This window comes from Mesorhizobium sp. WSM4849, assembly GCF_055811385.1.
On record NZ_JBVVPW010000021.1, the window covers coordinates 91,084 to 105,412 of the forward strand.

Annotated in this window: 9 protein-coding genes and 1 pseudogene; 3 read left to right on the forward strand and 7 right to left on the reverse strand. The window is 63.3% G+C overall.

From position 1 onward, the window contains the following. A pseudogene (locus AC0L3L_RS23140) lies at positions 1–3,065 on the forward strand (kinesin); the annotation flags it as partial. A 76-nt stretch (positions 3,066–3,141) separates the two neighbouring features. Here AC0L3L_RS23140 and AC0L3L_RS23145 read toward each other — a convergent pair. Both AC0L3L_RS23145 and AC0L3L_RS23150 read right to left on the reverse strand, forming a co-directional pair. After that, complete coding sequence (locus AC0L3L_RS23145; protein ID WP_473639195.1) at positions 3,142–3,585, reverse strand: SRPBCC family protein; 444 nt, start codon at positions 3,583–3,585, stop codon at positions 3,142–3,144. A 423-nt stretch (positions 3,586–4,008) separates the two neighbouring features. Then, a complete protein-coding gene (locus AC0L3L_RS23150; RefSeq protein WP_473639196.1) occupies positions 4,009–5,751 on the reverse strand; it encodes an OmpA family protein in 1,743 nt (580 codons plus the stop codon). Between the two features lie 564 nt (positions 5,752–6,315). Between AC0L3L_RS23150 and AC0L3L_RS23155 the strand changes: the two genes are divergently transcribed. Next, on the forward strand, positions 6,316–7,485 hold the full coding sequence (locus AC0L3L_RS23155; protein ID WP_123145769.1) for an aldose epimerase family protein: 1,170 nt from the start codon (positions 6,316–6,318) through the stop codon (positions 7,483–7,485). A gap of 464 nt (positions 7,486–7,949) precedes the next feature. Here the strand turns inward: AC0L3L_RS23155 and AC0L3L_RS23160 are convergent, their stop codons facing one another. The 4 genes from AC0L3L_RS23160 to AC0L3L_RS23175 form a co-directional block, all read right to left on the reverse strand. Next, positions 7,950–8,540: an ABC-type transport auxiliary lipoprotein family protein gene (locus tag AC0L3L_RS23160; RefSeq protein WP_473639197.1), complete on the reverse strand. Its 591-nt coding sequence runs from the start codon at positions 8,538–8,540 to the stop codon at positions 7,950–7,952. Between the two features lie 109 nt (positions 8,541–8,649). Next, on the reverse strand, positions 8,650–10,023 hold the full coding sequence (locus AC0L3L_RS23165; protein WP_473639198.1) for an MlaD family protein: 1,374 nt from the start codon (positions 10,021–10,023) through the stop codon (positions 8,650–8,652). A gap of 14 nt (positions 10,024–10,037) precedes the next feature. Beyond that, a complete protein-coding gene (locus tag AC0L3L_RS23170) occupies positions 10,038–10,859 on the reverse strand; it encodes an ABC transporter ATP-binding protein (protein ID WP_473639199.1) in 822 nt (273 codons plus the stop codon). Position 10,860: 1 nt separating this feature from the next. Then, positions 10,861–12,048: an MlaE family ABC transporter permease gene (locus AC0L3L_RS23175; RefSeq protein WP_123145764.1), complete on the reverse strand. Its 1,188-nt coding sequence runs from the start codon at positions 12,046–12,048 to the stop codon at positions 10,861–10,863. Positions 12,049–12,147: 99 nt separating this feature from the next. Between AC0L3L_RS23175 and dgcA the strand changes: the two genes are divergently transcribed. After that, positions 12,148–13,131, forward strand: a complete 984-nt coding sequence (gene dgcA / locus AC0L3L_RS23180) for an N-acetyl-D-Glu racemase DgcA (RefSeq protein WP_473639200.1) — start codon at positions 12,148–12,150, stop codon at positions 13,129–13,131. Here dgcA and AC0L3L_RS23185 read toward each other — a convergent pair. Continuing rightward, the gene (locus AC0L3L_RS23185) at positions 13,102–14,319 is read right to left on the reverse strand and encodes an MFS transporter (protein ID WP_473639201.1); all 1,218 of its coding nucleotides are present in this window, start codon (positions 14,317–14,319) and stop codon (positions 13,102–13,104) included. The two genes, dgcA and AC0L3L_RS23185, sit on opposite strands and share 30 nt — an antisense overlap. Positions 14,320–14,329: the final 10 nt, after the last annotated feature.

Sequence of the window (14,329 nt, forward strand, 5' to 3'; positions counted from 1 at the left end):
AAGTCGAGAAACTGGCCGAGGGCCGCGACATCCTCAGACGTGCGCTGGAAGCAGACCTGCAGAAAATTGCGACGAGCCGCAGCGAGGTGGACGACATCATCGCCGGGCATGTCGGCAAACTGGGCGAAGGCCGCGACGCGCTGACCCGTGCGCTGGAGGACGATCTCTCCAAGCTCGCCGATACGCGCAAGGAAGTCGACCGTTCCCTGTCCGGCCATATCGACCAGATCGCCGCCAGAAGCACCGATATCTCGGACGCCATTGCCGCAGACGTCGAAAAGATCGAGCAGGCGTTCAGCCGCCAGACCGGCATCATTGAAGAGCGCGCCGCAACCATGGAGCGCGCGCTGTCGACCGGTGTCGACAACGTCCGCAGCGTGCTCGAAAAGAGCGCCGTCTTCGTTGCGGGAGCGCTGCGTGAAAAGGTCATGGAAGTCACCAGCGCGCTGCATGAGCAGGCAGGCGCGGCGTTCAGCGACGCCGATCGCAAGATCGCCGAACGTGCCGAGCAGACCTCGGCCGCCTTGCTCGCCAGGGCGGAGGATATCGCCCGCACCTTCGAGGAGGCGGACCGCCGCCTCGCCGCACGTGCCGAAGACACGTCGAGCACGCTCATTGCCCGCGCCGAGGATACATCCAGCGCAATCATGGCCCGTGTCGACGACACATCGAACTCCTTGCTGACGCGCGCCCAGGAAACAGCCGACCAGCTGGCCGCTCGCGCCAGCGAGATCGCCGGTACATTCGATGCGGCGGACCAGAAGCTGGTTGCCCGCGCGGTCGAAACGGCGCAGTCGCTGGCGGCACGCGCCGGCGACATCCTGCGCAATTTCGAAGGCGCCGACGAACGGCTCGGCGTGCGCATCGGCGAATCGGCCGAAGCGCTAGCAGCGCGGGCATCGGACCTTGGCCGCATTTTCGATGCCGCCGACCAGCAGCTGATCTCGCGCATCGCCGAAGGTTCGGAGGCGCTGGCGGCCCGAGCATCCGAGATCGGCCGTATCTTCGACGAGGCGGATCACCGTCTGGTTTCCCGCATCACCGACAGCACGTCGACGATCGGAGAACATGCCGACAGCATCGTCGGGGCGTTTGCCAGCACCGAGCAGCGGGTTGCCGAACGTGCGAGGCAGACCGGTCAGGAACTGGCCGTCCACGCCCGTGAAATCGAGCAGGCGCTCGCCGGCGCCGACGAGCGCCTGGCATCCAGCGCGGCGGCTGCGGCGGCTCGCGTCGAGGAGCAGGTTGCCGGCGTCGAAAACCGTCTCGTCTACACCACCGAAACGATAGGCCAGAAGCTCAACGAGCAGGTTTCGACCGCTGAGGCGCAACTTATTTCGCGTGCCAACTCGATCGCCGAAACCTTCACTGCGGTCGGCCAGCATATCGGCCAGAGCACCAACGACGCGGCGAAGACCATCGGCACCAACACCCGCGAGCTCAACACCATGCTTGCGGCACGTTCGGCCGAGATCTCGAAAATCCTCGACGAAACGGCACGGCCGCTGGTCGAGCGCTTCGCCCTGGGCGGCTCGGAACTGCAAAAGAGCATGGAAGAGGTGACCGAACGCGCCACCGAGAAGCTGCGCAGTGAAAACGCCACCCTCGTCAATGCGCTCGCCAGCCGCACGGCCGAAACATTGTCGGCCGTCGAAGGCGCGCGCTCGACGCTCGCCGACAGTGTCGCCGATCTTATCGGCCGTATGAGCACCTCGAGCTCGCAGCTTGGTCAGTTGATCGAGCAGGCGGCGGCCAATCTCGGCCAGGTCGACGAACGCCTGACCGGCAGCACGCAAAGCTTTGCGGCGACGACGGAGAAAGCCGCGCAGACCTTCGCCAGTTCGGCACGCCTGGTCGATTCGAACACGACACGGCTTACCGAGCTGTCATCCGCGACCTTGCGCGAGGTTGCCTCGATCGCCACCAAGTTCGACGAGCACAGCCGATTGCTGTCCAGTGCTTCGGATCTGTTGAGCTCGGCCCAGAGCAACCTCGAACACACGCTGGAAAGGCAATCGTCGCTGGAGGACCTCGCCGTCGGCCTGGTCAAGAAGTCGGAGGATCTCGAAAAGGTCATGCGCTCGTTCGAGGATCTGGTCGGCCAGACGTTGCAGAACGCCGAAGGCAAGACGCTGGAGTCGGCGGACAAGATCCGTACCGCCATCTCCGACGTCGTCGATTCGGCAACGAAGCGCTTCGCCGACGCGACCGAGGAGATGCGGCGCACCGCCGGCTCGATCAAGAGCGAGCTCGACCTCACCCGCGCCGAGCTCAAGAAGGGCGTCATCGAGATGCCGGAAGAGGCAAAGGAATCGACCACGGCCATCCGCCGCGCCGTTTCCGAGCAGATCAACGCGCTGAAGGAACTTTCGGATATCGTTGCGAAATCGGGCCGCAACACCGACTCCTCGGAGCCGCGCAACCTGCGTCCTGCGCCGCAAGCGCCTGCCGCGCGCGCCGCTGAGCCGCAGGGCCGTCCTCCAGGCCCGCAACCGGAGCCTCTTGGCCCGCAGGCGCCATCGGGTGACACCGCACTGCGCGGCACGCTCGACCTGGAACGCCCGGCTGAGACGGCGCCGCGCCAGCGCGACCCCAATGGCCGTACGCCGCAGGGCGGCTGGGTGCGCGATCTCTTGACCGGGGCATCGCGCGAAGAGGGCGCCAAGCCCGCGGCACCTTCGGAAGCGCCACGCTCGGCCCCTGCCCAGCGCTCGCCGCTTCATGTCGTGGAGTCGCTCAACTCGCTTTCCGTCGACATCGCCCGCGCCATCGATCACGACGCCTCGATCGAGCTGTGGGACCGCTACCGGCGCGGCGAGCGCGACGTGTTCACGCGGCGTCTCTACACATTGAAGGGTCAGCAGACTTTCGACGAGATCCGTCGCAAATATCAGATGGAGGCGGAGTTCCGCGCCGCCGTCGACCGTTACTGCGACGATTTCGAAAAACTGCTCAAGGACGTGTCGCGCAACGACCGCGACAACATGATGGCGCAGACCTACCTGACGTCGGACACCGGCAAGGTCTATACGATGCTTGCACACGCCAGCGGCCGCCTGCATTGATCAGGCGATAGTGACCGAAAAGGCGGGAAAATTTCCCGCCTTGTTCATGCCGTCCCGCGTCCTCGGGGATGATGCTCTATTGATTGATCTCCGGTTCGACGAGCCTTGCCAGGTTTCGCAGCGACTCCTGCCAACCGAGATAACAAGCCTCAGCTGGAATGGCGTCCGGAACACCTGCCTGCGTGATATCCAGTTCCGTGCCGACTGATACTTTCTTCAATATCACCGTCACCTGCATCTCACCGGACAAGTTAGGATCGTCGAACTTGTCCGTATAGCGCAGGCGTTCGCCCGGAACGAGCTCGACATATTCGCCGCCAAACGAATGGCTTTTGTCCGTTGTGAAGTTGCGGAACGACATTTTGAATGTGCCGCCGACTTTGGGTTCCAGATGATAAACCGTGCAGGTAAAGCCGTTGGGCGGTAGCCATTTCGCGAGCGCGTCCGCCTCAACGAATGCGCGATAGACTTTTTCTGGGCTGGTTGCCAGAACGCGGTGCAGGCGTACGGTACCGGGCATATCATTTATCCTTGTGATGTCGTTCCATGCCCAAGGACGAACCGGTCTTGACCAATCCGACACAAGTTCTGAGGTTTTTGGAACCGGGGCCGCAGACCTTCATGTAGGGCTCTCTGCGACCGCTTTCGACCCGTTGCGGAAGTTCGTTCGACCCTGCCGAATTCACGCCCATGACCCTAGTCGGACATTCCAGGCCCAAATTTTCTCCCAGATAGGGACCTCCAGTGGAACTCACCGCTTTGACCCAATCCATTTGTTACTCGATTTCGACCTCAATGTCGCAAGAGGTGGCGAAAGCGGATCTTGACCGAGCTCGATGCGTGTCGCCTATTTGGCCCGCTCGATACGCGGGGGTATATGAGCGGGCTTGCAATGGTGAGCCTGGCGCTACCTGCCCAGCCGGCTCAAAACAAGCGTGGGGGCCTATTCGGAGCTCGCCACGGGTGCGACCAGCGGCGTGATGCGGCGGATCGCGACGCGCCGGTTCTCGCGTTCGGGCTCCTGGGTTTCAACCTTCAAATACTGCTCGCCATAGCCCTGCGTCTCCATGTTCTCGGGCGCGATGTCGAAGACGTTGGTCAGCGCGGTCGCCACCGCCTCGGCCCGCTGGTCCGACAGCGCCAGGTTCGCCACCTCCGCCCCGACCGCATCGGTGTGGCCCTCGATCAGGAAGGTCTCGCCCGGGTTCTCCTTGAGCAGGCGCTGCATGGCCTCGGCGACGCCTTCGAGCTTGCCGATCTCGCTCTCCGGGATCTGGGCCGAGCCGAACTCGAAATTGATGATGTCGAGATCGATGCGCCTGACCTTGTCGCGGATTCGCGCCGAACGCCGGACCTCGTCAAGCGAGTAGGTGCGCTCCACCTGCTCGACCGGCGGCTGGTCGAGGAACGTATAGTAGTCCTCGGGGTCCTCAACCCATTCCGCGTCCAGTATGTAGTCGCGAACCGGAATGTCGAGGTCGAGCGGCGGCAGGTCGAGGCCGGGATCGCGCCATTCCAGCACCTCGTCGTAATAGTCGTCTTCGACATAGACGAGGACGATCTCGCGATCGTCGGGCAGGATCTTCACGCGGCGGACGACGTCTCCCCAGCGGTTGCGGATCGTGACGATCCGCGTCCCATCGGGACGGACCACAACCTCGCGCTGCTGGCTGCGCGGCAGTTCCTCGTAGTAGACCTCGCGCGCGTCGATGATGAAGCGCTCCTCGCGGGGCCGCTCGATGAAATAGGTGTTGTTGGTCCGGAAGATGAAGCGGTTGTTAACCTCGCGCACGAGTTCCGCGCCCTCCGGAACCTCGGGACGCTCCCTGCCCGGGCGTTCGATCCGGCGGCCTTTCTCGGAGATGACGGAGCCGATTTGCACTGGATCTGTCGAGGCTCGCGCCTGCGCCGCGGCGTCGCTTTCGGGCAGCCGCTCGGCCCTGGCCCGAGCGGGCTGGTCCGGCTCGGCGCTGCCCGGCTTGCGCCTCACCGGCTTTTCCTTGGCGCTGTCGAAGAGCCTGGCGGCGTTTTCGGGACGACGCATCGCCGCTTCGCGCTCCTTGCGCCGCTTCAGACGTTCCTCGGTGATCGCGGGCTCGGGTTCGGCGGCACGCCGTTTGACGACTTCGCGCTCCTTACGCCGCTTCTGGCGTTCCTCGGTGATCGCGGGCTCGGGTTCGGCGGCAGGCCGTTTGACGGCTTCGCGGTCCTTGCGCCTCTTCTGGCGTTCCTCGGTGATGGCGGGCTCGGGTTCGGCGGCACGCTGTCTGGCGGCCTCGCGCTCCTTGCGCCGCTTCACGCGCTCCTCGGTGATCGCGGGTGCGTCGGGTTCGGCGGCACGCCGTTTGACGGCTTCGCGCTCCTTGCGCCTCTTCAGGCGCTCCTCGGTGATCGCGGGCTCGGGTTCGGCGGTACGCCGTTTGACGGCTTCGCGCTCCCGCGCCGCAGGCCGCTCGGCCCGCTCGCGCTGCGCCGGCCTTTCTGCCCGGGGAGCCCGCTGCTCGTCGCGTTTGGCCCCCTCTCTTTTCTTCCTGCGCAGCAGTTCTTCCTCTTCGGGAGACTGGGTTTGGGCCAGAATGAGGGGTGCGGCGCGCGGCTGGGCGTCGCGCGAAAGTGCGGGAAGCGGAGCAGGTGTCAATGTGAGGCCGACCACGGCACCCAAAACAATCCGAAAATGGCGTTTCATCTGGACAACGATTCCGTAGAGCAGTCCCTTGCGCATCTCCAACCTTGAAACAGGTAAGATTGTTCCCAATCGGTCGGTTCCCGGGCGCTTCGAGGCGTTTTTCCGTCGAGAATATGTCCAGGGCGCGGCGCCTCACCGGCCGCAGCCGGGAATGGCCCAAGAAACGCGACGCTTCGGCCAACGAGTAGGAGAGGCGACCGACAGGGTCGCCTCGATGTTGGTCCGGAAATAGCGCAACCGAGCCGGCCGGGGCATCGGCTCGGATTTCACCGCCATGGCGCGTTCTACGTCTCAATCGGGTGGCTTTGCGACACCAACTAGCAGCAAGATCGAAGTCGGGAATCAGGCGGATTCCCCGTCCTGCGATTCATGCACCGACGGCAATTTTGATCAGGCAATGAGCTGATGCGACCGGCGGTATCCGGCACACGCTTTTCAAGCACGGTGCTATTGTACAATCTCTACCAGGACGCGCTTACCTTGATAGCCCGATGAGTTTAGAATTGGTCTTTCAGGCGGCTCGTCAGAAGCCGCCGGCGAAGAGGCCTATCGAGGGAGGAAACCATGACGCCGATCGAACCAAACAGGTCGCGTACCTGGCATAGGTCAGTGCTCGGCGCGGCCGTGCTCGGCATGGGCGTGCTGCTGACGGGAACGAGCGCCGGCGCTGGCTCTGTGGACAAGACCCCATTCGGAAACACGCAGGACGGCAAAGCCGTCGATCTCTACACGCTCACCAACGACAGGGGCGCGTCCGTCAAGTTCATCGCCTATGGCGGTATCATCACGGCGATCAATGTGCCCGATCGCTGGGGCAAGCTCGACAACGTCGTGCTCGGCTTCAAGGAACTCGCCGACTACGAATCCATGAACCCCTATTTCGGCGCCTTGATCGGGCGCTACGGCAATCGCATCGGCGGCGCGAAGTTCACGCTCGACGGCACGCAATACCAACTCGCCGCCAATAACGGGCCGAACAGCCTGCACGGCGGCACGAAAGGCTTCGACAAGGTCGTCTGGGCGGTCGAACCGCTGAGCAGCGTCAGCGGCGCCGCAGCGCGGCTCAACTACACGAGCAAGGATGGCGAGGAAGGCTATCCCGGCACGCTCACGGTCCAGGTCGTCTATAGCCTCACCAACGACAACGAGCTGCGCATCGACTACGAGGCGACGACCGACAAACCAACCGTGGTCAATCTCACGAGTCATTCCTACTTCAATCTCGCCGGCGACGGCACGGGTGGGATCGACGATCACATCCTCACGATCAACGCCGATCGCTACACGCCGGTCGATGCGACCTTGATCCCGACCGGGCAGCTCGCCTCCGTGACCGCCACGCCGTTCGACTTCCGCCAAGGGGCGCCGATCGGCGCACGCATCCGCTCGAACGACCCACAGATGGCCTATGGCCGCGGATACGATCACAACTTCGTGCTGAACCGGTCGGGTGGTGGACTTTCGCTCGCCGCCCGAGTCTACGAGCCGCGCTCGGGCCGGATCATGGAGATCTCGACCACCGAGCCCGGCGTCCAGTTCTACAGCGGCAACTTCCTCGATTCGACGCTCGTCGGCGCGGCCGGTCAGCAATACCGCCAGACCGACGGCTTCTGCCTTGAGACGCAGCACTTCCCGGATTCGCCGAACAAGCCGTCATTTCCAACGACGGTGCTGAAACCGGGCGAAACGCTGAAGTCGACTACGATACACAAATTCTCCACCGACGCGTCCTAGCGTTGCAGCTGCGTTCTTTTCTGGTTGCTGAATCGATGGGTCGCCATGATTCGGAGATCATGGATGACGGGCGTTTCGATCGAGACGCTGGAGCTCTGGGCGTCGTCGCTGCGGGAGGCAAGGCAGCGGATCCGGAGCTTGCTTGCTGGCGCTATGTCCCCGGCGGAACACGCAGCGTCTCCGCGGCGAAGCAGGCGAACGTTGCGGCTTTCCATCGCCCACAAAGCCGCTCGCCGTAGCCAAATCAGACCTTCATGCAAGTCACTGTCTACGTCCGAAAGGGGGTCGATTCAAAGCTGTAGCGCGAAGGGCGGCTTTGGAGAAGCGCCGGGAAGGTCGGTAATTGGCGCTCCCTGCTCGTTCCAGTCGTCGAAACGGACGGCAGTTCCCCACCCGTCTCGGCCATTGGCGGCAGCCAGATGATTGAGTTTGATCCTAAGCTGCGCCCGGCAGTTCCGGCTGTGTCAGATCACCGAATCGGTCCAGCGGACGATGTCCTTGGCGGCATCGCCGAATGCGCGGTCGAGCGCGCCGACATAGGCCTGGTTGCCGCCGCCGGAGACGGGCGCGGTCGCGGTAAAGCTCTTCGAGGCGCGCACCTCGCCATTGCGGTCGTTCAGTATCCGCACGAACAGCTCGACCTCGGCATGTTCGCCGCCGTCAACCCGGACTTCGAAGGAACGGACTTCGACGATCACCTGATAGTCGATCGCCAGCCCCTCGCCCGGCTTGCCGACACCGGCGAAGCTGCCCGAGCGCTGGAATGTCTCTGCCAGCCGCGCCTGCACGATCAGCGGCAGCCGATCGGCCCATTGCGCGCCCTTGAGGTACTGGATCGAACGCACAGACGGTTTGATAACGATGTTCTGGCTGTCCAGCGCCTTGAGCGCGGAGGGTTGGGCAATGAGGATCTGGCGGCGGCTGCGGCCGCGCGCATCGAGCGGCGGCGCCGACAGTTCGAATGTGTCCAGGGGCGCCGGCCCGCCGCCCGGCAAAAACGCGCAACCGGCTAGCGAAAGCGTAAGCAATGCCACACCCGCTTTGAGCCCGCCCAATTTAAGCACCACCGACTTCACACGCGATCCCCGTTGTCCCCGAATCGTATGAGCAATCCGCTTCCGCAGTGCACTTGCCTGCTGTTCTTGGGGCGGGCGAAAGCCGAAGTCAACGCCGCGCCCTGCCGTCAAATTGCCGGACCTCGCCTTCGCCGCCTGACAGGATCCGCTGCGGATTGCGGCTGAGATCCGTCACCGCCTCTTCGATGCGGCTGATCGAACGGCGGCTGTCCTGGACCAGCGCTTCGACGTCCTGCAGGCCCTGGCCGGAGAATCGCGCCAGATTGTCGGTGATGGTGCCGAGGCGGGCGTTCAGCGTGTCGGCGACCTGCTTGAACGATCTCAGCGTATTCCTGGCATCGGCTATCATGCCGTCGGCCTGACCTGAGCCGAGCAATGTATCGACCTTGGCGAGGATGCCGTCGACGCGCACCGAAGCGTCGTTGAGACGCTCCGCCAGTTGCTGCGCGTCCTTGATCGTCTGGTCGATATCGTCGGCCCGGTTGGCGAATTTGCTGGTGACCTTGGCGACGTCGGCGGCAGCCTCGTTGGCGTTTTCGCTGGCCTTCTGGATGTTGGCCAGCGCGGTGCGAACCTGTGCCGGGTCGATGCCGTCGAGAACGCCGTCGACCTTGGCCAGCGTGCCTTGCGTCCGTTGGGCGAAATCGTTGATCGATCCCACCGCGGTGTCGACATTCCTGACGACCGTGTCGAACTGCTTGCTGGTTTCCTTCAGGTTCTCGGTCACCGTATCGACATTGGCGACGATGCTCCTGATCTGATCCTTGTCGACGGCGTTGAGCAGCCCTTCCGCCGCCTTCAGCGTACCGTCGAGCTTGCCCGAGACGCCCCTCAATTCGTCCGACAGCGAACTGACGCTGGCGAGGAATTTGTCGATGCCGTCGGAGTTCTTGGCCAGCGCGTCGGAGAAGGTCTGCACATTGTTGACGGTCTGCGTCAGCGGCCCGCGAACGTCCCTGGTGAAGCCTTCGAGCTGGGTGAGAACCGTATCGGCGCGGGTAAAGATGTTCTGCGCCGTCTGCAACAGGTTGGTGACCGCCGACGGGTTGGCGACGATCTCGGCGACGCGGCCTTCCGCATCCGCCTGGTCGAGAAGGTTGACCTCCTTGAGGTCGGCGCCCCTGAGTTCGATATTGGCCTGACCGGTGAGGGTAGCAAGGCCGATATCGGCCTGCGTCGATTTGGTGATCGGCGTCGTGCGGCCTATTTCGGCTTCGGCTATGGCGGCGGTCGGATTGGCGAGGTCAATATAGACTCGCCTTACATCCCCAACCCTGACGCCGTTGAACAGCACGAAACTGCCGCGGCCGAGACCGGAAGCTGATCCCGGAATGCGCACCCGCAGCATCGCCGTCTCACCCCTCTCGCCGATCGCGGCCGTCCAATAGACGAACGCGAATGCTGCCAGGATCGCAGCTAGCGTGAAAATGCCGACAATGACGTAGTTGGCTCTGGTTTCCATTTATCCACTTATGGCTACGCGCGGGCCGCAAGATCAAGTTGCCGCGCACGTTTTCCGCGAAAATAGGATTTCACCCAGGGTTCCTCGCTTCTGAGCATGTCGTCGATCGTGCCTTCGACCAGCACTTTCTTGTTGCCGAGCACGGCCACCCGATCACAAGCGGTGAACAGCGTGTCGAGATCGTGCGTGACCATGTACACGGTCAGATCCATGGTATCGCGCAGCTTGACGACGAGTTCGTCGAACTCAGCCGCGCTGATCGGATCGAGGCCGGATGTCGGCTCGTCCAGGAACACGATGTCGGGGTCGAGCGCCAGTGCGCGCGCCAGCGCCGCACGCTTGATCATGCCGCCGGAAAGCTCGGACGGGAATTTCTGCGCCGCATCCGGCGGCAACCCGACCAGTTCGACCTTGAGCATCGCCAGCTCGTCCATCAGCTTTTTCGGCAAATCGAGATATTCGCGCATCGGCACCTGCACGTTTTCGAGAACCGTGAGCGCCGAAAACAGCGCGCCGTGCTGAAAGAGAACGCCAAGGCGCATGTCGATGCGAAGACGCTCCCTCTCGCTCGCCTTTTCGACATCGACGCCGAACAGCTTGATCGTTCCCGACTGCTTGTGTACCAGGCCGAGGATGGTGCGCAGGAGAACCGACTTGCCGGCACCGGAGGCGCCGACAAAGCCGAGGATCTCGCCGCGCCTGATATCGAGCGACAACCTGTCGAGAATGACCTTGTCGCCGAAGGACACGGTGATGTCGTGCGCGGAAAGCACGATCTCGTCTTCGTCGGCCCTTTCCGCAACCCCAGTCGCCTTTGTGCTGCCCTGCGTCGCCATGTCAGAACTCGATCGCCGCATAGAACATGGCGAAAAGCCCATCGAGGATGATGACCACGAAGATCGACTTCACCACCGAAGCGGTCACGTGTTGTCCCAGCGATTCGGCGCTGCCGCCAACCTTCATGCCTTCGACCGAGGCGATCGTGCCGATGATCATGGCCATGAACGGCGCCTTGATCAGCCCGGCAAAGATGGTGCTGAGATCGATGGCGACGCGCAGCCGGTCGATGAAGGCGGCCGGTGCGATGTCGGAATAGAGCCATGCCGCCGCGATGCCGCCGCCAAGTGCGGCGAAATTGGCGATGATCGTCAGGCAAGGCAGTGCGATCACCAGCGCGACCAGCCGCGGAAACACCAGCACGCCGATTGGATTGAGCCCGATGACCTTCAGCGCGTCGACCTCCTCGCGCATTTTCATCGAGCCGATTTCAGCCGTAATGGCGCTGCCCGATCGGCCGGCGATCATGATCGCGGTCATCAGCACGCCGAGCTCGCGCAGGATCAGCACGCCGACCAGGTCGACGACGAAGATATCGGCGCCGAAATAGCTGAGCTGATAGGCGCCTTGCTGAGCGACGATCGCCCCGACGATGGCCGACATCAGCACGACCACCGGGATGGCGCCGACGCCCATGCGGTCCATCTGGTTGAAGATCGCCGCCGGATTGACCGCATGGCCGCGGCCAAGCTTCATCTGCGAGCCGCGTATCGTGGCGCCCAGTATGTTCATCGCGGCCAGGAAATCGTCACGCATCTCATAGACGCGCCGGCCAACCGCCTCAAGCGCGCGAATGATGATATTCGGCGGCCTAGCGGTGCCGGAATCAGGTTCGCGTCGAACCGCGTCACCGACGGCGCCGAGCAGGATCGAGGCAATCTCGCTTTGCCCCTGCACCGTGATTTCCACACCCTTCTTTTCGAAGGCGCTAACCAGACGGTCGATCACCCAGGCCCCGGCGGTATCCATCTTCTCGATACGCGAAAGGTCGATCGCCAGCGTCTGGAAACCGCTGCGCTTCTCGATCTTGCGCATCTCGGCGTCGACCAGCGTCACGGTGCGCGTCGTCCAGTTTCCGGAGAAGGCGCAGCCGAGAACGCCGCCCTCCTCACCGACCGCGACGCGTGGCTGGTGGTCGGCCTCCTTGGCGGTCTTGCCGCTTGCGAAGCGTTTGCGGATCGTCAACATGGCGTCCTGTTTAGCCTGACGGGCCATCTGTTTAACCTGACGGAACCCACCTGTCGATTTGCCGACAAGCTTGTTGTCGCACAGCCGGAGCAGAAAAATATGGCGCGTGTCATTTCGGTCGAGTCCGAGCGCTTTCCCATCGCCGGGACCTTCACCATTTCGCGCGGTTCGAAGACCGAGGCCGAGGTTATCACAGTGACGATCAGCCAAGCCAACCATAGCGGGCGCGGCGAATGCGTTCCCTATAAACGCTATGGCGAAACGATGGACGGTGTGCGCGATGCGATCGAGGCGATGCGGGAGCAGATTCAAGGCGGCATCAGCCGGGCCGCGCTGCTCGACGCCATGCCGGCGGGCGCGGCGCGCAACGCCGTCGACTGCGCGCTATGGGACCTGGAGGCGAAGATCACAGGCAAGCCGGTCGCTTTCAGCATCTGCACGGTTCCGCCGAGGGCGCTTGAGACGGCCTACACTCTGTCGCTCGGTGAGCCTGGAGCGATGGCAGCCCAGGCCCGCGCCAACGCCCAGCGCCCGCTGCTCAAGGTCAAGATCGGCGGCGACAACGATATGGCCCGTATCCGTGCGGTTAGAGAGGCGGCACCGGCGGGCCGCATCATCCTTGACGCTAATGAGGGCTGGAGCGACGACAACATCGTTGCAAATCTCGCCTTTGCCGCCGAATACGGCATCGCCCTGATTGAACAGCCGCTGCCGGCGGGCCGTGACGGCATCCTTCGCCACATCGCGCATCCGGTGCCGATCTGCGCCGATGAAAGTGTGCATGAGGCAGGGGGCCTTGCCTCGCTTGTCGGCCTTTACGATGCCGTCAACATCAAGCTCGACAAGTCAGGCGGCTTGACCGCTGCTCTCGTCCTTCGCGATCGCGCCCGCGAACTGGGTTTTGGCGTCATGGTCGGCTGCATGGTCGGCACGTCATTGGCCATGGCGCCGGCCGTGCTCTTGGCGCAGGATGCCGATTTCGTCGATCTCGACGGGCCGCTGCTGCTTGCCCGCGACCGTGTTCCCGGTCTCGTCTACCAAGGTTCACTGGTGTCACCGCCCGATGCGGCGCTGTGGGGCTGAACGCGCGGCAAACCCGATCAGTACAAGGCCGACCAAGGCGATCGGAACCATGGCAAAAAAACCACCCACGCCGAAGCGGTCATACAGAGGCCCGGACATGAGCGTCACCACGGCCGTGAAAAAGCCGTTGGAGAAATAGGCGATGCCTTGCGCGGCCCCGGTGCGTTCCTCCGCGACCGTCTCACCGATCATTTTCTGCAGGCCGATCAAAACCAGCGCCACGGAGACCGCATGCAGCGTCTGGACAGCGAAGAATCCGGCAATGCCGAGGCCGAGCGGCCAGATCATGGGGAAGGCAATCCAGCGCATGATCGCGCCTATCCCGGCCATCACCATGATCGACACGACCGAGAAGGAGCCGAAAACCCGGGTAAAGACCATGAACATGCCGATCTCGGCCACCACACCCCAGCCCCAAAGCAACCCGACAACCTGATCGCCGATGCCGATCGATTTCCAGTAGATCGAGACGAAGCCGTAGAAAAACGCGTGGCTGGCGGTGATGACGCCGACGCCGATGGAGAAATACAGGAAATAGGCGTTGAGGAGTTTTGGCGCCGATTGCTGGATGTCGGCCGCCGAAAGCGGCGAGGCACGGCGCGGACGGCCGAGCCGCGGCGCGATCAATCCGACGACAAGCGCGGCGCCAAACGCCACGAAGATGATCATCGGAACAGCCTGGGCGCCGGTCGCCGACAGGATGAAACCGCCCGCAAGATTTGCGCACAGATAGGAGATCGATCCCCATTTGCGCATGCTTGCGTAGTTGGAGCCGAAGCGGCGCACACCCGATAGCGCCAGCGAATCGGCAATCGGCGAATGCGGTGTCCAGACCACGGTGAGCGCCAGCGAAACGGTGAGCACCATGGCGTAGGTCGGCGTCAGGAAATAACCGGCGGACGCAGCCACAGATGCGGCCACCAGCGCGACATAGACATGGGCGCGGTCGCTCGCCCTGTCGGCCAGTGCTGTAAGCAATGGCGTCGTCACCACGCGCAGGAACATTGGTGCTGCGAGAATGACCGCTATCTGCTCGGCATCGAAACCCTCTGCCTGCAACCACAGCGGGAAATATGGCAAATGCATTCCGAGCGGCACGAAAAGCGTGAAGAAAATCAGGCCCATGCGCAGTTCGAAATGACGCGGCTTGACGAGCTGTTCGGGTGAAAGCGGCGGCAGGGAGGACATCAACAGGCAA